Source organism: Solibacillus cecembensis (genome assembly GCF_050272495.1).
Lineage (GTDB): Bacteria > Bacillota > Bacilli > Bacillales_A > Planococcaceae > Solibacillus > Solibacillus cecembensis.
Window position 1 is genome coordinate 23,142 of the sequence record NZ_JBNNMF010000005.1, and the last position, 19,890, is coordinate 43,031.

Annotated in this window: 20 protein-coding genes; 4 read left to right on the top strand and 16 right to left on the bottom strand. The window is 38.5% G+C overall.

What is annotated here, in order from left to right:
• Window positions 1–235: 235 nt before the first annotated feature.
• Window positions 236–1,204 carry an ornithine carbamoyltransferase gene (gene argF, locus ACQKIH_RS05895; protein ID WP_057989764.1) on the bottom strand — a complete coding sequence of 323 codons (969 nt, stop codon included), beginning with the start codon at window positions 1,202–1,204 and terminating at the stop codon, window positions 236–238.
• Window positions 1,205–1,424: 220 nt separating this feature from the next.
• Between argF and ACQKIH_RS05900 the strand changes: the two genes are divergently transcribed.
• A complete protein-coding gene (locus ACQKIH_RS05900; RefSeq protein WP_427764096.1) occupies window positions 1,425–1,967 on the top strand; it encodes an SRPBCC family protein in 543 nt (180 codons plus the stop codon).
• A 48-nt stretch (window positions 1,968–2,015) separates the two neighbouring features.
• Here ACQKIH_RS05900 and ACQKIH_RS05905 read toward each other — a convergent pair whose 3' ends face one another.
• The 3 genes from ACQKIH_RS05905 to ACQKIH_RS05915 all read right to left on the bottom strand — a co-directional run bounded on the left by ACQKIH_RS05905 (window position 2,016) and on the right by ACQKIH_RS05915 (window position 4,677).
• Window positions 2,016–2,756: a DUF3784 domain-containing protein gene (locus tag ACQKIH_RS05905; protein ID WP_427764099.1), complete on the bottom strand. Its 741-nt coding sequence runs from the start codon at window positions 2,754–2,756 to the stop codon at window positions 2,016–2,018.
• Between the two features lie 141 nt (window positions 2,757–2,897).
• Entirely contained in the window at window positions 2,898–3,986 is a 1,089-nt protein-coding gene (locus ACQKIH_RS05910) for a M42 family metallopeptidase (protein ID WP_057989791.1), read from the bottom strand.
• Between the two features lie 208 nt (window positions 3,987–4,194).
• Window positions 4,195–4,677, bottom strand: coding sequence for a dUTP diphosphatase (locus tag ACQKIH_RS05915; RefSeq protein WP_057989767.1), 483 nt, complete (start codon window positions 4,675–4,677; stop codon window positions 4,195–4,197).
• Window positions 4,678–4,766: 89 nt separating this feature from the next.
• Between ACQKIH_RS05915 and ACQKIH_RS05920 the strand changes: the two genes are divergently transcribed.
• Complete coding sequence (locus ACQKIH_RS05920; RefSeq protein WP_057989768.1) at window positions 4,767–5,147, top strand: hypothetical protein; 381 nt, start codon at window positions 4,767–4,769, stop codon at window positions 5,145–5,147.
• 103 nt (window positions 5,148–5,250) lie between these two features.
• Here the strand turns inward: ACQKIH_RS05920 and ACQKIH_RS05925 are convergent, their stop codons facing one another.
• The 4 genes from ACQKIH_RS05925 to infC all read right to left on the bottom strand — a co-directional run bounded on the left by ACQKIH_RS05925 (window position 5,251) and on the right by infC (window position 6,839).
• Window positions 5,251–5,511, bottom strand: a complete 261-nt coding sequence (locus ACQKIH_RS05925; RefSeq protein ID WP_057989769.1) for a DUF1294 domain-containing protein — start codon at window positions 5,509–5,511, stop codon at window positions 5,251–5,253.
• A 149-nt stretch (window positions 5,512–5,660) separates the two neighbouring features.
• On the bottom strand, window positions 5,661–6,020 hold the full coding sequence (rplT, locus tag ACQKIH_RS05930) for a 50S ribosomal protein L20 (RefSeq protein WP_057989770.1): 360 nt from the start codon (window positions 6,018–6,020) through the stop codon (window positions 5,661–5,663).
• A 77-nt stretch (window positions 6,021–6,097) separates the two neighbouring features.
• A complete protein-coding gene (gene rpmI, locus ACQKIH_RS05935) occupies window positions 6,098–6,298 on the bottom strand; it encodes a 50S ribosomal protein L35 (RefSeq protein ID WP_036156293.1) in 201 nt (66 codons plus the stop codon).
• A gap of 37 nt (window positions 6,299–6,335) precedes the next feature.
• Window positions 6,336–6,839, bottom strand: coding sequence for a translation initiation factor IF-3 (infC, locus tag ACQKIH_RS05940; RefSeq protein WP_057989771.1), 504 nt, complete (start codon window positions 6,837–6,839; stop codon window positions 6,336–6,338).
• A 464-nt stretch (window positions 6,840–7,303) separates the two neighbouring features.
• On the opposite strand from infC, the gene ACQKIH_RS05945 reads away from it, so the two are divergent.
• Both ACQKIH_RS05945 and ACQKIH_RS05950 read left to right on the top strand, forming a co-directional pair.
• Window positions 7,304–8,362, top strand: coding sequence for a HAMP domain-containing protein (locus ACQKIH_RS05945; RefSeq protein ID WP_427764104.1), 1,059 nt, complete (start codon window positions 7,304–7,306; stop codon window positions 8,360–8,362).
• 84 nt (window positions 8,363–8,446) lie between these two features.
• On the top strand, window positions 8,447–8,986 hold the full coding sequence (locus ACQKIH_RS05950) for a methyl-accepting chemotaxis protein (RefSeq protein WP_427764107.1): 540 nt from the start codon (window positions 8,447–8,449) through the stop codon (window positions 8,984–8,986).
• A 122-nt stretch (window positions 8,987–9,108) separates the two neighbouring features.
• Here the strand turns inward: ACQKIH_RS05950 and thrS are convergent, their stop codons facing one another.
• The 8 genes from thrS to polA form a co-directional block, all read right to left on the bottom strand.
• A complete protein-coding gene (gene thrS, locus ACQKIH_RS05955) occupies window positions 9,109–11,040 on the bottom strand; it encodes a threonine--tRNA ligase (RefSeq protein ID WP_057989773.1) in 1,932 nt (643 codons plus the stop codon).
• A gap of 351 nt (window positions 11,041–11,391) precedes the next feature.
• Window positions 11,392–12,333: a primosomal protein DnaI gene (gene dnaI, locus ACQKIH_RS05960; protein WP_427764328.1), complete on the bottom strand. Its 942-nt coding sequence runs from the start codon at window positions 12,331–12,333 to the stop codon at window positions 11,392–11,394.
• A 10-nt stretch (window positions 12,334–12,343) separates the two neighbouring features.
• Entirely contained in the window at window positions 12,344–13,720 is a 1,377-nt protein-coding gene (locus ACQKIH_RS05965) for a replication initiation and membrane attachment family protein (RefSeq protein WP_427764110.1), read from the bottom strand.
• Window positions 13,721–13,740: 20 nt separating this feature from the next.
• Window positions 13,741–14,208, bottom strand: a complete 468-nt coding sequence (nrdR, locus tag ACQKIH_RS05970; protein WP_057989776.1) for a transcriptional regulator NrdR — start codon at window positions 14,206–14,208, stop codon at window positions 13,741–13,743.
• Window positions 14,209–14,502: 294 nt separating this feature from the next.
• Complete coding sequence (locus tag ACQKIH_RS05975; RefSeq protein WP_057989777.1) at window positions 14,503–15,522, bottom strand: glyceraldehyde-3-phosphate dehydrogenase; 1,020 nt, start codon at window positions 15,520–15,522, stop codon at window positions 14,503–14,505.
• 216 nt (window positions 15,523–15,738) lie between these two features.
• The gene (gene coaE, locus ACQKIH_RS05980; RefSeq protein WP_427764113.1) at window positions 15,739–16,350 is read right to left on the bottom strand and encodes a dephospho-CoA kinase; all 612 of its coding nucleotides are present in this window, start codon (window positions 16,348–16,350) and stop codon (window positions 15,739–15,741) included.
• A gap of 13 nt (window positions 16,351–16,363) precedes the next feature.
• The gene (gene mutM, locus ACQKIH_RS05985; RefSeq protein WP_057989779.1) at window positions 16,364–17,236 is read right to left on the bottom strand and encodes a bifunctional DNA-formamidopyrimidine glycosylase/DNA-(apurinic or apyrimidinic site) lyase; all 873 of its coding nucleotides are present in this window, start codon (window positions 17,234–17,236) and stop codon (window positions 16,364–16,366) included.
• Window positions 17,237–17,248: 12 nt separating this feature from the next.
• The gene (gene polA / locus ACQKIH_RS05990) at window positions 17,249–19,876 is read right to left on the bottom strand and encodes a DNA polymerase I (protein ID WP_427764115.1); all 2,628 of its coding nucleotides are present in this window, start codon (window positions 19,874–19,876) and stop codon (window positions 17,249–17,251) included.
• Between the last annotated feature and the right edge of the window lie 14 nt (window positions 19,877–19,890).

Below are 19,890 nucleotides of genomic sequence, written 5' to 3' on the forward strand. Positions count from 1 at the left end.
TTGCCCCCCTTTAAATATCAAAAAAAGCAACCCAGCGTCTCCCGGATTGCTTTTACTATGTAGTGATGAGGTATTCCATCTTGAGTACGTTCATCACGTGTAGTTATTTGATGTGTCACAGCGTCTCCCATTCCAACATCAAACAGCGCTACTGTCTACTTGTTCACCCTTCCTGCTCGCAAGTAGACATCCTTATATAGCAACACCATTACAACCCGTAATCGTGAAGCTTCTTCTATTCAGCCAACAGTGAAACTAACACTGCTTTTTGTGCATGCAAACGATTTTCTGCTTGTTCAAAAATGTACGAATTCGGTCCATCAATGACAGATGTTGCTACTTCTTCCTCGCGATGTGCTGGTAAACAGTGAAGGAACATATAATCCGGCTTCGCATGGGCAACAAGTGCATCATTAATTTGATAACCCGTAAAGTCCTTTAAGCGCTGTGCCGTTTCTTCCTCTTGCCCCATCGATGTCCAAACATCTGCATAAATCGCATCCGCATCTTTTACAGCTAATACAGGATCATTGGTAACAAAAACGATACTGCCATTTTTCGCTGCAATTTGTTGTGCTTTTTCGATAATCGTTTCATCACATTCATAACCAGCTGGTGTTGCAACCGTTACGTGCATACCTACATGTGCAGCTGCAACGATTAATGCGTGGGCAACATTATTGCCATCCCCAACATAGGCAATTTTCAAGCCTTTTAATTCACCTTTATTTTCAGCGATTGTTTCAAGGTCAGCTAATGCTTGGCAAGGGTGATCAATGTCTGTTAAACCATTGATTACCGGAATCGAAGCAGCCTCCGCAAGTTCTTCAACCATTGTATGTGAATTGGCACGAATCATAATACCGTCTAAATATCCTGACAAAACTTGACCTGTATCTGAAACAGGCTCACCGCGACCAATTTGCATATCTCTTGCATTCATATACATGCCATAGCCACCTAGCTGCTGCATGCCTACTTCAAATGAAACACGCGTACGAGTCGAGCTTTTTTCAAAAATCATCCCTAACGTTTTACCTTCTAGTAGACGTGGGCATTTACCCGCTTTTGTAATTGTTTTGAGCTGCGTTGCTAATTTAATTAAATCTTGAACTTCTTCGCTTGTATAATCAAGCAGTGTTAGCAAATCTTTGCCTTTTAAGCTTTCGACAGGCTTTAACTGTATTTCTTCTAATAATTTCATGTCCTACACCTCTGTAACCTTAATGTTGTCTTTATTATACATATGCATAATTATAAAATCAAGTGAATTATTATAAAAAATTAAATATTTAATTTTATTTATAATTAGGCATAAATCGGTTTTTAGATAATAAAGTAAATACCTGTTTTAAGTAGAAAATAACTAACTTTATTAGAATTAATAGAAAATTATATTGAAATTATAGTTATTTTCCTTAATAATGAAACGAATGATTGGTTTTCATTTGGATGTTTCCCTATTCCTTACAAAGCCATTCGAAATGAAGTTCAAAGGGGATGAACGAGCAATGCCACAAGCTATTCACACAGTTGAAGTCGCATTAAACAATGAGGTCGTTTGGGATTTTACGAAGGATTTTAATGCATGGGCGCCATTAATTTCTGGTTATTTAGCACATGAGGTACAAAATGATATGCAATTTCATTGGGTATTTAAAGCGGATCTTGGTTTCACGAAAAAAACAATCAAATTACAAGTTGATATTCAAGAAGTCACTGCACCGTCCGATGTGAAGTTCAAGTTAACTGGTCTTTCGGATAGCTTTAATGGGCATGGCTATTTTAAGCTGCATAAGGTGAACGAAACGACAACACAATTCACTGGAAGCCTCGACCTTTCTGCAAGTGGAATGATGGGCATGATGATTAATCCCGTTTTAGAAACCTTTGTCCCACAAATGACGGAGCAATTAATCGTAGCTATTAAAGCAAAGTTAAATGGAGTACATTCTATAAGTATTTAAATTGAAAAGGCGTATGAAATTTAAACTCATTTCATACGCCCTTTTGAATTATTCGTGTTGAACTTTTTCTTCCATCATTTTATAAAACATCGCAGTTTCATCTGCTGTATCTAAATTGAATATGGTTTTTTTATCATTCACGACAAACGAAATAAATGGTGGTACACTTTTGTCAACGAAAAGTTTTGCCTTCTCACCATTTTCAAATTTAAAATGTCCTTTTAATTGGGAGCCGACAGCAGATCCATTTGTACGCATCGAGATTTCAGGGAGTTCTCCTATTAAAGAAAGCTGCTCCATTTCTGCCCACTCATATGTATCTCCATACATGCCACCTATTTTAAGCGCCTCTTCACTCGCGACAATGCCAGATTGCTGCGTTGAAAAATACATTAAAATCGCTACACCTATTGACGTAATAACTAAAATAATTATTGGTATTTTTAATTGCTTACTCGCACCTTTTTTCCATTTGCCGTTTTCATCAACTAAATTGCCATTGAACTTTTGCGCCTTCATAATGAAAACAACCGTCGCTGCGGCAATCGCCATCATAATCGGTACTGACACTGCCGGTTTACCCATCCACTGCAAGGCGCCCATTACTGCAAATATTAGTGCTAGGAAGTACATATACATACCTGTCATGCGCCCGAGTCCTTTTGTATCAACATTAGCCTTGCGCTCTTTTGACATTGTATTGTCGCCCGAAATTAAGAAATACCATTTCATTTTATGTACTGCAATGCCTAAAAAGATAAATAGCCCTGCTAATATGAACCAAATCATTTTCGTTCCCCCGTTCTTTTTTCATTTGTATGATTAGAATATTAAAACAAAAGATATTTACATAATACAAAAGGTAGGTTAATTCCTTTTCAGAATTAATCTACCTTCTACATATACTAAAAATCGTTTCAGCTCAATTTATTAGTCGAAAATAATTTTATTCACTGTATCTCGGTCTAATTTTTTGATCACTTCTACAATTAATTTAACCGCGTTGTCATAGTCATCACGGTGTAAAATACCTGCATGTGAATGGATATAACGCGTCGCAACACCGATTGAAAGTGATGGAACACCATTTGCTGTAATATGGATAGAGCCCGCATCTGTACCGCCGCCAGCCATCGCTTCGAATTGATATGGAATGCCTGCTTCTTCTGCAGTATCAATAACCAATTCACGTAAGCCTGTGTGTGACACCATTGACGCATCATATACAACGATTTGTGGACCTGCACCGATTTTAGAAGTCGACTCACTTGGTGTTACGCCTGGCGTGTCACCTGCTACACCTACATCTACTGCAAAACCGATATCTGGTTGTACTTTGAATGTTGACGTTTTCGCACCACGTAGACCAATTTCTTCTTGTACATTCCCTACACCGTAAACAATGTTTGGATGTTTTTCGTCTTTTAATGCTTTTAATACATCGATTGCAATCGCACAGCCAATTCGGTTATCCCAAGCTTTTGCTAATAAATGCTTTTCATTTTTCATTACGTGGAATTCGAAAAATGGTGTGATCATATCGCCTGGACGAACGCCCCACTCCATCGCTTCTTCTTTAGAAGTTGCACCAATATCAACGAACATCGCTTTAACATCAACTGGCTTATTACGCACTTCTGCTGGTAAAATATGAGGTGGTTTTGAACCGATTACCCCAATAATTTCTCCGTCTTTACGCGTTGTAATTGTCACACGTTGCGCAAGCATTACTTGGCCCCACCAGCCGCCAACTGTTTGGAAAAATACGAAACCTTTATCATCAATACGTGTTACCATGAAACCAACTTCATCTAAGTGGCCGGCAACCATAATTTTCGGTCCGTTTTCATCGCCCACTTTTTTAGCGATTAAACTTCCTAAGTTATCTGTTTCAATTTCATCAGCAAATGGTGTAATGTATTTTTTCATTACCTCGCGAGGTGCACGCTCATTTCCTGGAATTCCGTTTGCATCCGTTAAATCTTTAAACATTTGTAATGTTGAGTCAAGCTTTGTCATCATTCATCTGCCTCCTAAATATGTACTTCATTCCATATTATAACGAAATTATTTCGAAATGTGAAATAGTAGTAATCAATTACGCCTCGGCGTAATTGTGTCCAGATTTTTTTCGAGCATGCTCGAAAAACTCCTCTAAAAAATCTGTGACATCCGCTGGAACATTGACTTGATTCGGCTGGGGGGTTAAAACCACTGCCGAATCAAGTCAATACCCTGAACGCTGGCGCTCATAATTTTTTTCGTTCTTTTCTTTATAAGCCTTTACGATATCTTCCACAGTAAACCCTAAATTATATGCAAGTATACTATAACTATTCCACAGCGCTTGATAACTCGCTTCCGTCTGCACTTTTACGAAAGTCAAAACAACTTGTGTCAGTTCGATAAATAATGGCGTTAGTTCTTGTTTTTGTTGTAAATTTGGCCATTCCGTTAATAGAAAACCTCGCATATTTCCAAGCGACAGCATGAAATGAATCGAATCCACAAATTCCTCTAAAATAACTTCGCGTTCTGAAGCCCCTTTTGTCGACCAAAATTTAAAACAGCGCGTTTCATTCGCAAGTTCTGATAATTCTACTAAAAGTGCTAAACTTTTTTCCTCAAATACATCCTTTTGTACATTTTGCGTTTCTTCAATAAATTGATCAAGCGCATGCTGCATTTCAAATAACTGTTTAAATTCCATACTATTTCTCCTTACTTATCAAAAAAATGAAACCTTTTACACTACTCAATCGTATAGCATGAAAACAGCGTAAGCAAGGGGGAAGTTCAGTGGCTCTATTATTGCGCATTGCCATTATTATTCTCATCATTTACATATTTTATAAAGGAGTACGTTATTTAACAGATCCGAAGCGTAAACTCGATGAAGCATATGAAAATGGGCAATATTACTTTTATGATGATGTCAAAAATATTCGTAAAAACTTTTTCATTTCCTATAAAGATGCGTTATTTGAAGGTGAGAAATATTTAGGTACTACTGAAAATGCGTTTGAAGTAGTTAGTATTTTCGTTTTTGTGCATGATTCGATGAAGTTACAAGGTTTTACAAGAGAGGATTTTCTCTATTTAGAAAAAGAAATTTTAATGAGTTATCCAAATGCAAAAATTAACTGGAAAAATCCGATTGAGAAGCTAATGAAAGATTAACGTACAGGCTTCTTTTTAAGTTACTTTCTTTGAGAGCTACTCTAATCAAAAATCCACCATTTCAACTTATGTTTAATGGTGGATTTTTGCCGTGCGTTTAATGTTAAAACAGCTGAACGAGTAAGAAAATATGTACAGCAGCGAGTAACGGAAAACCAAATGCGAAGGCGTTATTTCTCGTTTTGTGTCGGAATAAATACATGCCGAGCACGCCTCCGATTGCGCCTCCGAAAAAAGCTAACGTAAATAATGTTTTTTCTGATATACGCCATTCTTTATTTTTAGCACGTTCCTTATCACTATACATATAGATACATAAAATAAGTGAAACAATCGAAACGTATGCAAGTACAGCTAAATCCATAAAATTTCGTTCCTCCTTTCGCTTCTTAGAAAGAACTCGTTCGCACAAAATTCGTGTGCTCGTTTCTCTCAAAGCAGCTACTTTCCTAACGACCGAAAAAAAGACTGATAAGGAGAGCTATTCTCCCTGTCAGTCTTTTGAAGTGTAAATTATTTAGCTTGAGCGTTTTTAGAAGCTTCAGCTAATTGAGCGAATGCTGCAGCATCGTTTACAGCTAAGTCAGCTAACATTTTACGGTTAACTTCGATACCAGCTAATTTTAAACCGTGCATTAAACGGCTATAAGATAAACCATTCATGCGTGCAGCCGCGTTGATACGAGTGATCCATAATTTACGGAAATCACGTTTCTTTTGACGACGGTCACGGTATGCATAAGAACCTGACTTCATTACTGCTTGGTTAGCTACTTTATATAATGTATGTTTTGAACCATAGTAACCTTTAGCTAATTTTAATACTTTTTTGCGACGAGCGCGTGTTACTGTTCCGCCTTTTACGCGTGGCATAGCAATTACCTCCTGCTTATTCTTTCGAATGTTTAATTGTATTTTTGTTTTTGTTTTACCGAAAAATCGTTAAACGATTATTTCATGTACGTTAATAATGTACGGATACGTTTGAAATCGCCAGATGATGCAACTTTAGCTTTACGTAAGTGACGTTTTGCTTTAGTTGATTTGTTAGCGAATAAGTGGCTTCCGTAAGCGCGGTCAAACTTTAATTTACCAGTACCTGTTTTTTTGAAACGCTTCGCAGCTCCACGGTGAGTTTTCATTTTTGGCATGTCGATTTCCTCCTAAACTTGTTTCTAACAATACTTTTTAGTTCTCTGCCTTCGGTTGAAGAATTAAGAACATACTTCTGCCTTCCATCTTCGGTTTTTGTTCAACCGTAGATATTTCAGCACAAGCTTCAGCAAAGCGATCTAACACACGCTGACCAATTTCTTTGTGTGTGATTGCTCGACCTTTGAAACGTATAGATGCCTTCACTTTGTCGCCTTTTTCAAGGAACTTAATGCCGGCACGTAACTTCGTTTGGAAATCATGCTCATCAATTGTAGGGCTCAAACGAACCTCTTTCATAATGATAACCTTTTGATTTTTACGAATTTCACGGTCTTTCTTTTGCTGATCAAACTTAAACTTACCATGGTCCATGATACGAGCGACCGGTGGCTTGGCTTGAGGGGCCACAAGGACAAGATCCAAGTTAGCACGAGTAGCAAGTTCTAACGCTTCAATACGTGTTTTAACGCCTAGTTGATCTCCATTGTGATCGATTAATCGAAGTTCACGTGCGCGAATGCCTTCGTTTACATACATGTCTTTGCTAATATTAATCCACCTCCAAGATAGTGTCCCGAATACATAGATTTGGTGTAAAGTATATACCCTGGTCGAACGGTACACCTCGGTGATATGTCCATATGTCACTTGGAAATAAATTCATATTCCCAATCATTTTGTGGTTTAACCCAACAAAAAAGACGGACATTTGAGATGTCCGCCCGCTATATGTGCATACGCAACGATTGCGTAAAACAATTCAACGTGTAATTACCTGTAAATAACTCGGAAGCATTCGTCAGGTGAGAAGCGGGCAGCCTCTACTTTCAAACTTTGTATTCATAACCTAAATAATAATAACATGTTTCATTAAATAATGTCAACAATATTTATAAAGAAAAAAATAATACTTCGGATCATTATTTTCTCACTATTCTGACACATCATTTCAACTTACTTTATATTAAGCTAAATATAACTATACTAAAGGAGTGTATAAAATGTCCATTAAAAAGAAATTACTCTTAGGATTTTCCGCTATGATTTTAATCATAATGGTTGCATGTACGGTTCTATTCACTCAGCTAACCAATATAGATAAACATTATAGCGATACGTTAAAAACTGGTTTACCTCAATTATATGAAGTGAGCGATATACAGCATTATATTACATTAGAAGCTTCACAAGCCCAAACTTACATATTAGGGGACAATGCTTCCCTGCAAGACTTCCATAATACACAAACAAGTTTGGATGCTGCGATTGCTTCTTTAAACGAACAGTTCAAACGTTCTGAGACAAAGGATATGCTTGCTGCGCTCGCTACAAAAGTAGAAACTTATGAAGAACAATTAGCTGAAACCCTTTCATTAAACGAACATGATGGCTCTCAAACGGCGGTAATCCATTATACGAATAATGTTCTCCCGGCTCGTGATGAGGCAGTAGCAGCAGGGAATGAATTAAATAATTTAATAAAACAATTATTTGATGAAGCCCAAAATTCCGGTGATCAAAATATGACCATGGCCCTAATCATTTCGACAATTAATTTTTTCACAGCGATTATTGTTGGTATTATTATAGCACTCATACTAAGCCGTCAAATTTCAACACCTTTACAAAAATTAAAAACTGCTGTTCAAACGATCGCTTCTGGGAATTTAAGTGAATCCGATATTCAAGTAAAATCAAAAGATGAAATTGGACAATTAACAACAGCATTTAACACAATGAAAAGTACGATACAGCAGTTAATTCATTCAATGGCTACGAATGTCGAGCAGTTAAGTACGTCTTCCGAAGAATTAAGTGCTTCAACAACCGAGATGACAAAAACATCCGAAAACATATCAAAAAGTGCACAGCTATCTTCAGTTAACACATCAAGTGCCGCTGCAGCAGCAAAAGAATGTGCCGTAGCAATGGAGGAAACTTCTTCTGCTATCCAGCGCATTGCGGAATCTGCGCAGACGCTTCATTCGTCAGCATCGGCTACATCGACAATTGCGGATGAAGGTGAGGCTAATGTTTCAATAGCAAAACGTCAAATGTAAACGATTTACCAATCAACAAAGTTAAAAACCGAGCTTATCCAAAAATTAAGTAAGCAATCCGCTGAAATCGAAAACATTTCAAAGGTGATTACAAGCATTACCGACCAAACGAACTTATTGGCATTAAACGCCGCGATCGAAGCAGCACGTGCTGGCGAACACGGAAAAGGCTTTGCTGTCGTAGCAGATGAAGTTCGTAAACTTGCAGAAGAATCGAACCATTCAGCAGGAAAAATCGTTTCATTAACAACAGAAATTCAACATGACACGAAAAACGTAGAAAATGCGATTCAAGATAGTTTAACTTCTGTTGAGCAAGGTGTTGGTATTATTGAAAATGCCGGAAAATCCTTCAATAATATTTCAGTAGCCGTTGATCAAATGAAAGAACAAATCGAGGATGTTTCATCAGTAACCGAGGAAATTTCGGCAGCGGCTGAGGAAGTGACCGCTTCTGTACAAGAATTAGCATCACAAGCAGCAATCGTTTCAAATGAATCCGCTCAATCGAATGATGCCATTATTAATCAAATGCAGTCGTTACAAGATATTGCAAACGTCTCAACTAATTTAAGCAATAGTGCAGAACAACTCCAAAATTCGGTAACACAATTTAAATTATAAACTTTCCAAACGGTATTTTGACACCTTGTCAGAATACCGTTTTTTTCAATTTTCGTAGCACGTACTTAAAGAAAAGAAGTTACCCAAAAGGATTCACCTCTCGAGTAACTTCTATCCTAATATTATTTCGTTGCTTCTGCTGAAATAGTTGTTAAGAATTCCTCAAAGCTAACTGTTTCAGAATCTTTTGAGCCGTAACGACGAATATTTACGCCGCCTGCTTCGACTTCTTTGTCTCCGATAACAAGCATGTAAGGAATTTTTTGCATTTGTGCTTCACGGATTTTATAGCCTAATTTCTCTTCACGATCATCCATTTCTACACGGATGCCAGCTGCTGCTAATTTTTCCTGTACTTCACGCGCGTAATCATAATGCACCGAGTTCGATACTGGAATAATTGTCGCTTGTACTGGTGCTAACCATGTAGGGAATGCGCCTTTGTATTCTTCAATTAAGAAGGCTACGAAACGTTCCATAGTTGATACAACACCGCGGTGAATAACTACCGGACGTTGCGGTTGACCATCTTCACCAATGTAAGAAAGGTCAAAGCGTTGTGGTAATAAGAAATCAAGTTGTGCAGTTGATAATGTTTCTTCTTTACCAATCGCTGTTTTTACTTGAACATCTAATTTCGGTCCGTAGAACGCCGCTTCATCTTCTGCTTCAAAGTAATCTAGACCAAGCTCATCCATCGCTTCTTTTAGCATGCGTTGTGCTGTTTCCCACATTTCATCGTCATCATAGTATTTCTCTTTGTTGTTCGGATCACGGTAAGATAAACGGAATGAGTAATCTGTTAAATCAAAGTCTTTGTAAACTTCAAGAATTAACTCCACTACTTTTTTGAACTCTGCTTTAATTTGATCTGGACGAACGAAAATATGTGCATCATTTAACGTCATTCCTCGTACACGTTGTAAACCTGAAACTGCTCCAGACATTTCATAACGGTGCATTGTTCCTAACTCTGCAATACGAAGTGGTAAGTGACGATAAGAATGTAAACCATTTTTGAATACCATCATATGGTGAGGGCAGTTCATCGGACGTAATACAAGCGTTTCATTGTCCATCTCCATCGGTGGGAACATACCATCTTGATAGTGATCCCAGTGACCTGAAGTCTCATATAATGTTTTTGACCCAAGAACTGGTGTGTAAACATGCTTATAACCTAAAGAGATTTCTTTATCGACGATGTAACGCTCGATTGTACGGCGAATTGTTGCACCGTTTGGTAACCATAATGGTAAACCTTGACCAACTGTTTGGCTCGTCATAAATAAATTTAATTCTTTACCGATTTTACGGTGGTCACGCTCTTTTGCTTCTTCAATCATTTGTAAGTGATGCTTTAACTCATCCTTCGTGAAGAAAGCTGTACCGTAAATACGTTGTAGCATTTTATTATCTGAGTTTCCGCGCCAGTAAGCACCTGCTAAAGATAATAATTTAAACTCTTTTAATTTCCCTGTTGATGGCACGTGAACGCCACGGCAAAGGTCAAAGAAATCACCTTGGTAGTAGATCGATACTTCGTCATCAGCTGGGATCGCTTCTAATAATTCTAATTTGTATTCGTCGCCAACTTGCTCATAAATCGCTTGTGCTTCATTACGAGAAACCGCTTTACGATCGATTTCGATATTTTCAGCGATAATTTTTTTCATTTCTTTTTCAATTGCCGGTAAATCTTCTGCTGTAATCGGCGTCGGTGCATCGATATCATAGTAGAAACCTGAATCAATAACCGGACCAATTCCTAATTTCACTTCCGGGAAAAGTCGTTTTACCGCTTGTGCAGTTAAATGCGCTGTTGAGTGACGTAAAATTTCTAATGCTTCTGATGATTTATTCGTAATAATCTCAATTGCACCGTCTTGCTCAATACCTGTTTTAGCATCGATTAACGTGCCATTAATTTTACCTGCTAATGTAGATTTTTTTAGACCTGGGCTAATTGAACCTGCAATGTCTAAAGTAGATGTGCCTTTAGCGAATTCCTTCACTGCGCCATCTGGGAAAGTTAATTGAATCATTTCTGACATGTTGTTGTCCTCCTTATTTTTGGCAAAATAAAAAGCACCGTCCCTGGTAAAGGGACGATGCTGTATATGCTCGTGGTGCCACCCTTCTTCCTTCTTCGTAAAATACGAATAAGAAGCTCTCGGTCAGTTAACGTACTGAGAAACGTTGACGGATTTGCCCCGCCACTGCTCCAAGGTAGTAAAGGTTTACGCTTGTGCTAGGAAGCTCGCAGCCATGACTTCCCTCTCTAATAGCTAGTTCATAAAACTTGTTGTCCTTTTCAAGGCATTTATTAATGTTGTTAATTACTACAGTAGTATACGCTCGTTTCATGCGGATTGCAACTGCTAATAAACGATTTTTCCGAAAAATTACAGACGGCGGTTAATGCCATCCATCTGAATTGGGGTCGTTACCGCTTTAATCCGCTCCATTACACGCGCAGCTTTCACAACCTCGATATCGCCACGCTGAGACTGTGCTAAATGATGCTCTAGTCCTGCGTAATCAAAGTTTGACGTAATAAAGGTTGGTAATTCTTCACTCATACGATAATGCAGAATCGTCCCTATTATTTCATCGCGCGTCCATGCTGACATCGTTTCAGCGCCAATATCATCCAGCATCAAAACAGGTGCTTTTTTCACAAAATCAATTTTCCCATTTAATGTATTATCTGAAATCGCATTTTTCATTTCACGTAAAAATTCTGGTACAAAAACCACAACCGAACGCACTTTTAATGAAGCGAGTTCATTGGCTATCGCACCAAGCACGAAGGATTTCCCTATACCAAACGGACCATATAAGTAAAACCCTTTTTTGGGTAGCACACCTGTACGACTAAATTCTGCAACAAATTCAGCTGCTTGATCCGCAATGCTCAAACGGGAGTGATTGTCGATGGCTAAATCTTTCAACGTCGCCTTTAAGACATCTTTTGGCATATACATACTTGAAATCATATTTGCCACATCACGTCTTTCGTCTTCTCGTAACTTTTGCGCACACGGCACATAGGTCGTATCAATCGCATTGTATGTCGTATACAATTTCGGGACGTGCCCCTTTAACAAGTTCGTACAATTTCTCGTATCACCACAGCCACAGCAATCTGTATCTTGTGAAATGTATTCATACAGCTTCGGTAAACTAATATCAATCATTTGTTTCGTTAACTGTTGATTATGTTCTAGTAAAAATTGTTGCACTTTCGGATGCTCGACGGTTTCCCTACGCATCTCTTCAAAACGCGCTTCAAATGACGGCATTTTTTTCTTTATTTGATTTAACTGTTCATTTATCGGTTCGATTGGAATTCACCTACTTTTGTTGTTGATCTAGTTTCTGCAATATTTTCAAACGTTCTTTTTCAAAATCGACTGCACTTGTGTCTTCTTGCTTCGGTTGTTCATCCCGCTTATAAAACCAATCTGGCACTTGCTCATTACGTGTATTTTTGCGAGACGCCGGTGGTTTTTGAAACGGTTTACTCGGATTCGTTGAAGGTTTTGGCGTAGCACTTTCTGTTTTCCACTGCGCATATTTATCACGTTCTTGGCGCGCTAAATCCATCGCTTCTTTCGCCGTTTTTAAATGCTTACGACTCCAGTGATCAGCTATTTTTTCAACATAACTTCGCGGCAACTTCATATCCGTAGAAAGCATGACATATTCGAGCAAGACATTCACAACACCCACTGGCATACTGTATGTGACAACTAAATCTTCCGCGAGCTGAATCGACGAAGGGAGCGGTTCCTTGCCTTTATTAATATCTCGCAAAACTTGTACGGGTGGTGTCGTTTCTAAGTATTGAAGCAATTCCTGCTCCTTCGATAAATTTTGTGGAGCCGTTTCTTCCACTTGCTTACTTTGGAAAGTCTTTGTAAACGTCGGTGCATCTTTTGAGACAGCTAGCTTATAGTAATCTGCAGCAGCCTTTTTCAGCTTTTCTGTCGGCAACTTCATTTGCTCATCCAATGCTAAAATAACGACTTTTTGCATATCGATTGGGGACAGCTTATATAAAAAGGACAGCTTGGCAATCATTTCTCGCGCTTCAATCGTCAATGCAGAAGAAGGGACAAGTTGCTCTGATAAGCCTGACTGTAATAATTGAAAATCAAATTGTTCATAATAAAACGGATAATCTTGTTGCTTCGGTGCTTCTTCTTCATTAAAATCAGTCGGAACATTCGTATGCACAGGTTTGTACACATCAATAAACGTCCGGGTCACTTCTTCAAATGCTTCATTATTTGGTTGCGCAATAAATCGTTGGCGCAGTTTTCGATAAGGACCTTCTCCAATTTTACTGAACAAAAACATCGACAGTAGCGGATCTTTAAAAAAACTTTGGGCATCTAATGGACGCACAAGCTCATATATAAAATGACGGCTAGTCCCTAAATCCTTTTTCCACGTACGTAATAACCCGATTGCTTCTAAAGCAATGCGTGCTTCGAACACTTTCGGTAGCGGCATCGACAATACATTCATTAAATAATAATGGTTCATCTCTTGTGGCGCATAGCTTTCCGCCTCTGCCCATAACGTTAAATAAAGACTAATCGGTTCTGCCCCTGTTAATGGTTGATAAAATAACGTGACAAGCTGGCGTTCATTTGTCGATAATGCGTGAGGGAGCTTGATTTCAAAATGATCCGTAGGCTGTAATTCTTTCATCAAATGAACCATTTTTTGTACCTCCCTCTGAATTATTTATCATGTGATTGACGGATCATAATCTCTTTTAGTTCTTCAATAAAAACGGTAATGTCTTTAAATTGACGATAAACCGATGCAAATCGAACATATGCAACTTCATCGATTTTCGCTAAACGGTCCATCACCATTTCACCGACATCTTCTGAGCGTACTTCGGCATTTCCTACACGACGTAGCTCTTTTTCAATGTCCATCACAAGCTCTTCTAACTGATCTAGTGGTACCGGACGTTTTTCACAAGCACGAATAAGCCCACGTAAAACCTTTTCACGCGTAAATTCCTCACGGGAACCTTCTTTTTTCACAACAATTAATGGTGTTTCTTCTATTTTTTCAAACGTAGTAAATCGAAAGCTACATGATTCGCATTCACGACGTCTTCGTATTTCTTTATTATCATCAACAGGTCTAGAGTCTACAACACGTGTTCCGTTGTATTGACAAGCTGGACATCTCATAGTTTTTTTCTCCTGATTCTTAAGTCATAATCGTATTATAACAAAAATAACGCGCGTGAAATAGTCATTCCTGCGCGCGCATCGTTTCCGAAAATTATACAGCTTCTTAATATGTATGTGCAATAGAAAAAACCTTTGCGAGAAAATAGTAACTTTTCGCAAAGGATTTATTTCACTTTAATCAATTACGCCTCTGCGTAATTGCGTCCAGATTTTTTTCGAGCGAGCTCGAAAAACTCCCCTTAAAATCTGTGACATCCGCCAGGTGCTTTAACTTGATTCAGCTGAATCAAGTTAAGCGTTTACTGTTGCAAGTTCTTTTGCAATTTTCACTGTTAAGTCTACTACACGAGCAGAATAACCCCACTCATTGTCATACCAAGCTAAAACTTTTACTTTACGATCACCTAAAACGATTGTCGTTAAACCGTCTACTGTAGAAGAGAAAGTCGTTGTGTTGAAGTCAGAAGATACAAGTGGCTCCATTGTGAAGTTTAAAATACCTTTCATTTTACCTTCAGCAGCCGCTTTGAATGCATTGTTTACTTCTTCCACTGTCACGTCTTTTTCTAAGTCTACTACTAAGTCTACTAAAGAAACATTCGGTGTTGGTACACGTAATGCCATACCATGAATTTTGCCATCTAATTCCGGTAACACTAAGCGTAATGCTTTTGCTGCACCAGTTGAAGTTGGAATAATTGATGATGCACAGTTACGCGCACGACGTAAATCTTTATGTGGGTTGTCAATGTTGTTTTGGTCATTTGTATAAGCATGAACTGTTGTCATTAAACCGTTTACAATACCAAACTCATCATTTAATACTTTCGCTACTGGAGCTAAGCAGTTTGTTGTACAAGATGCATTTGAAATTACATCATGTTTTGATAAATCTAATTTCTCGTCATTTACACCTAGAACAACCGTAATATCTTCGTTTTTACCTGGAGCAGTTAAAATAACTTTTTTAGCACCAGCTTCTAAATGCATCGCCGCTTTGTCACGGTCATTAAATTTACCAGTTGCTTCGATAACGATATCTACGCCCATCTCAGTCCAAGGTAATTTTAACGGATCACGTTCGCTCACTAATACAACACGTTTACCATTTACGATTAAAGCGCCTTCTTCTGCTTCAACTGTTCCAGGGAAAGTACCATGATTTGTGTCATACTTAATTAAATGTGCTAACGTTTCAGCTGGGTAACTAGCATTAACTGCTACGATATTTACATTACCTTGCATCATCGCTTGTCTGAAAACCATACGACCGATACGGCCAAAACCATTGATTGCAATAGAAACTGTCATATTATTTAAATCCTCCTAAAAGTACGATTAAGTCTAATTGTTATATTCGCTCATTAGTATAACACATTTTTTCTAATAGTGAACATATTTAAACAGCAATAAATAAAGTTGTTATTTTCTGAAAACGATTTCATATGCACTTAGAAAGAGTTTATCGCTCATCACAAATAGAATGCATCGTTAAACAACAAACGATGCATTCTACATTACAAAATGTTATTCACTTTTAGTAAACTTAATGATTTGCCACTGCTTCAAAATTTGCTCTAATTGCTTCGCCGTTTCTTCTAGCATGCCATTATTAAAAATAACGGCATCTGCTAACGCTTCTTTTTCGGCAACTGGTATTTGTGTTGCGATACGAGCGTGTGCTTCTTCCATCGAAAAACCATTGCGCTCCATTAGGCGTTGGAGTTGGTTGTCCTCTGATACAGTAACGACCAAAATCTTCTCGACAAAATGCTGCAATTTGCTTTCAAATAATAACGGAATATCCATAATGACGGTTTGTTCCCCTTTTGCCACATGCTCATCCCGCTGACGAATCATTTCCGCACGAATGGCTGGATGAATAATGCCATTGAGCACCGCGCGCTTTTCTTCATCATGAAAAATAATCGCACCTACTTTTGCACGATCCATCGTCCCGTCAGCTGCAATAACCTCTGGACCAAATGCCTCGGCAATTTTCTGTAATGTATTTGAACCGGGCCCCACTACTTGGCGCGCTACTAAATCAGCATCGACAATCGGTAGTTTATACGTCTCCAGCATTTTAGCGACCGTGCTTTTTCCACTTGCAATACTTCCAGTTAAGCCAATAATCATATGATTACACCTCTTATTTTTGACAATATGGGCAATAAACAGATGTTCTTCCGCCAATGACCATTGAGTTTGTTTCTGTACCACACGCTAAGCATTCTTTTTTACCGTACATTTTCAATCGATGTTGCATCGTTCCTGCCCCGCCATTAATACTGCGATAATCTGAAATGGTCGAGCCGCCTGAGTCGATACTTTCTTGAAGCACGTCACAAATAACTTGAAACAAAGCTTCTTTTCTTGCCTGACTGATGCGATTTGTTTTACGTCCAGGATGAATACCCATATTAAAAAGTGCCTCGGTCGCGTAAATATTACCGCAACCGGAAATGACTTGGCCATCCATAATGACTTCTTTAATGGGCTTATTCGCATATTTCAGTTTTTCACTTTGCGCCAAAAAGTACGCACAGGCATCTTCATCAAACGGCTCGGGTGCCATTTTCAACAATGGTGGGTGATCCGCGATTTCCTTCAAAAAACGCAATTCCCCAAAACGGCGAATATCGGAATACACTAACAGCTCGCCTGTCGATAATGTAAAAATAGCATGGACATGTTTGCGGAATTTTTCTTCAGTAATTTCCAGCACATCATTCACCACAAACCACGCGCCACTCATGCCTAAATGATTTACTAAAACAAAGGACTCCCCTTCATTTTCAAGCATGAAAAATATATATTTCGAACGTCTTTTAATTTCTAAAATCGTCCTATTTTGAAGCAGTTGTTCAAATAACTGCGGTTCCATATTTTTAACAATCGCTTGCTTGCCTGCCTCATTGGAAGCAAAAATCACGCTGGATAATGCGACTTTTTCGATTGTTTTCCCTTCCACAATCGGTTTTAAATCGCGGACAACGCCTTCAACTTCTGGTAATTCTGGCATGATGACAACTCCTTACTTCGCGTCGTACCACGTGTCGCCATATGAAAAATCAACTTTCAATGGCACGATTAATTGAATCGCATTTTCCATTACTTCTGGTACGATACGCTCTAAAATTTCGATTTCCTCTTTCGGTGCTTCAAAAATTAATTCATCGTGCACTTGTAACAATAATTTCGCCTGCAAGCCTTCTTGTTGCAAACGCGCATCCATATCAAGCATCGCCTTTTTAATAATATCTGCCGCACTTCCTTGAATTGGCGTATTCATCGCCGTTCGCTCTGCAAAGCTACGCAAATTGAAATTCGAGCTAGTAATATCCGGTAAATAACGACGACGGTTTAATATCGTTGTGACAAAACCTTGTTTCTTTGCCTCAACAACAATCGAATCCATGTAATTTTTTACACCTGGGAAGCTTGCTAAATAGTTTTCGATAAATGTTGCCGCTTCTTTACGAGTAATGTCTAAGCTTTGAGATAAACCATAATCACTAATACCGTATACAATTCCAAAGTTTACCGCCTTCGCTGTTCTACGCATATTGCTCGTCACTTCATCCGCCTCGACATTAAATACATCCATCGCGGTTCTAGTATGAATATCCATCCCTTGTGTAAACGCATCGACTAACGCAGGGTCCTCACACATGTGCGCTAATACACGTAATTCAATTTGAGAATAGTCCGCAGCAAATAAAATCCAGTCTTTTTTAGATGGGATAAACGCCTGTCTAATTTTTCGCCCTTCTTCTAAACGAATCGGGATGTTTTGTAAGTTTGGATCTGTTGAACTTAAGCGACCTGTTGCCGTTAACGCTTGTTGGAAACGCGTATGCACTTTTGAATCTTCATGATGAATTTCTTTCGTTAAGCCTTCAATGTACGTCGATTGCAGTTTCGCCAATGTTCGGTACGTTAAAATATGCTTCACAACTTCATGTTCTGATTGAAGCTTTTCTAACACGTCCGCTGCGGTAGAATAGCCTGTTTTTGTTTTTTTAATGACAGGTAAACCAAGCTTATCAAATAAAATAACACCTAGTTGCTTCGGTGAATTAATATTAAATGTCTCACCTGCCGCGTCATAAATCGTTGCCTCAATCACATCTAGTTTTTGCTTCAAGTCAGCACCCATTTGCTGTAATGTATCGGCGTTTACTGTAATGCCCTCGCTCTCCATCTTCCCTAAAATATGAGCAAGCGGAAGCTCTAACTCTTTATATAACTCAAACTGTTCATTCGTTTTTAATTTCTCTTCTAAAACAGGCTGAAGCTTCCAAATCGCCATTGCTTTACGGCTTACATGATCCGCTAATACATCGGCTGCTGGTACAGCCCATTTGGCACCTTTTCCATAAACCGATTCATTGGACTTCACATTTTGATATCCAAATTCCTTCGCATGTGTCGCCACATCATCACCGGAAGTAGACGGTTTCATAATGTAAGAAGCTAATAATAAATCAAATTCCACACCCTTTAATTCGATACCTAAACGGTGAAGCATCGCTTGTGTTGCTTTACTATCTGTCACATACTTTTTCTTCGTAGCATCTTGTAGCCATGTTTTTAAGGCACTATTTTCTACTACATTATTTATAGCCGTAAAAATTGTATTACTGCCATCTGTTAACGCTAACCCAAGTGCCTCGCAACTATGATAATGCTCATTTTCAAGCTCTAAATGCATCGCCATCGTATTTTGAAGCATGTCCGCTGTGACAACTTCTTCTATTAAAAACTGTAGCTCCTCTTGTTCGATTTCTTCACTTTCAAAATCACTTTTTTCAATCAATGATTTAAAGCCAAGCTCCTGCCAAACTTCAAGCAATTGCTCTTCATTTGGACCTGCATAAGCTAGCTCACTTAACGACACTTCAATCGGGGCTTCCGTATGGATTGTGACTAACTTTTTCGATAAATGGGCAAGCTCTTCATTTTCAATCAACTTTTCCTTCATTTTAGAAGCTTTCATCGAATCAATCGCCTCATAAAGCGCTTCGATCGTTCCATGTTCTTTTAATAGCTTAATTGCCGTCTTTTCACCAACACCTGGCACACCCGGAATATTATCGGATTGGTCACCCATTAAGCCCTTCATATCAATAATTTGCTCAGGTGTTAAGCCGTATTTTTCTTCAATATAAGCCGGTGTATATTTTTCAATATCCGTAATCCCTTTGCGTGTAATATAAACGGTCACCTCATTCGAAGCCAATTGCGTTAAATCTTTATCACCTGAAACGATAATGACTTCTGTTCCGAGTGCTGCCGCTTGTTTCGCTAAAGTACCGATAATATCATCCGCTTCATACATAGATAACTCATAGCGCTTAATTTGATACGCATCAACCAACTTACGAATGTATGGAAATTGCTCCGATAATTCAGATGGCGTTTTTTGACGTCCACCTTTATATTCTCCGTATGATTCATGGCGGAATGTCGTTTTCCCCGCATCAAACGCTACAAGCATTTGGGTTGGATTTTCCTCACCTATAATTTTTTGTAGCATCGTCGTAAAGCCGTATGTTGCATTCGTATGAATCCCACTATCATTTGTCAACGGTGGTAATGCAAAAAACGCACGATACGCTAAACTATTGCCATCTAATAAAAGTAATTTCTCTTTCGTCATGCTGTGTTCCTCCA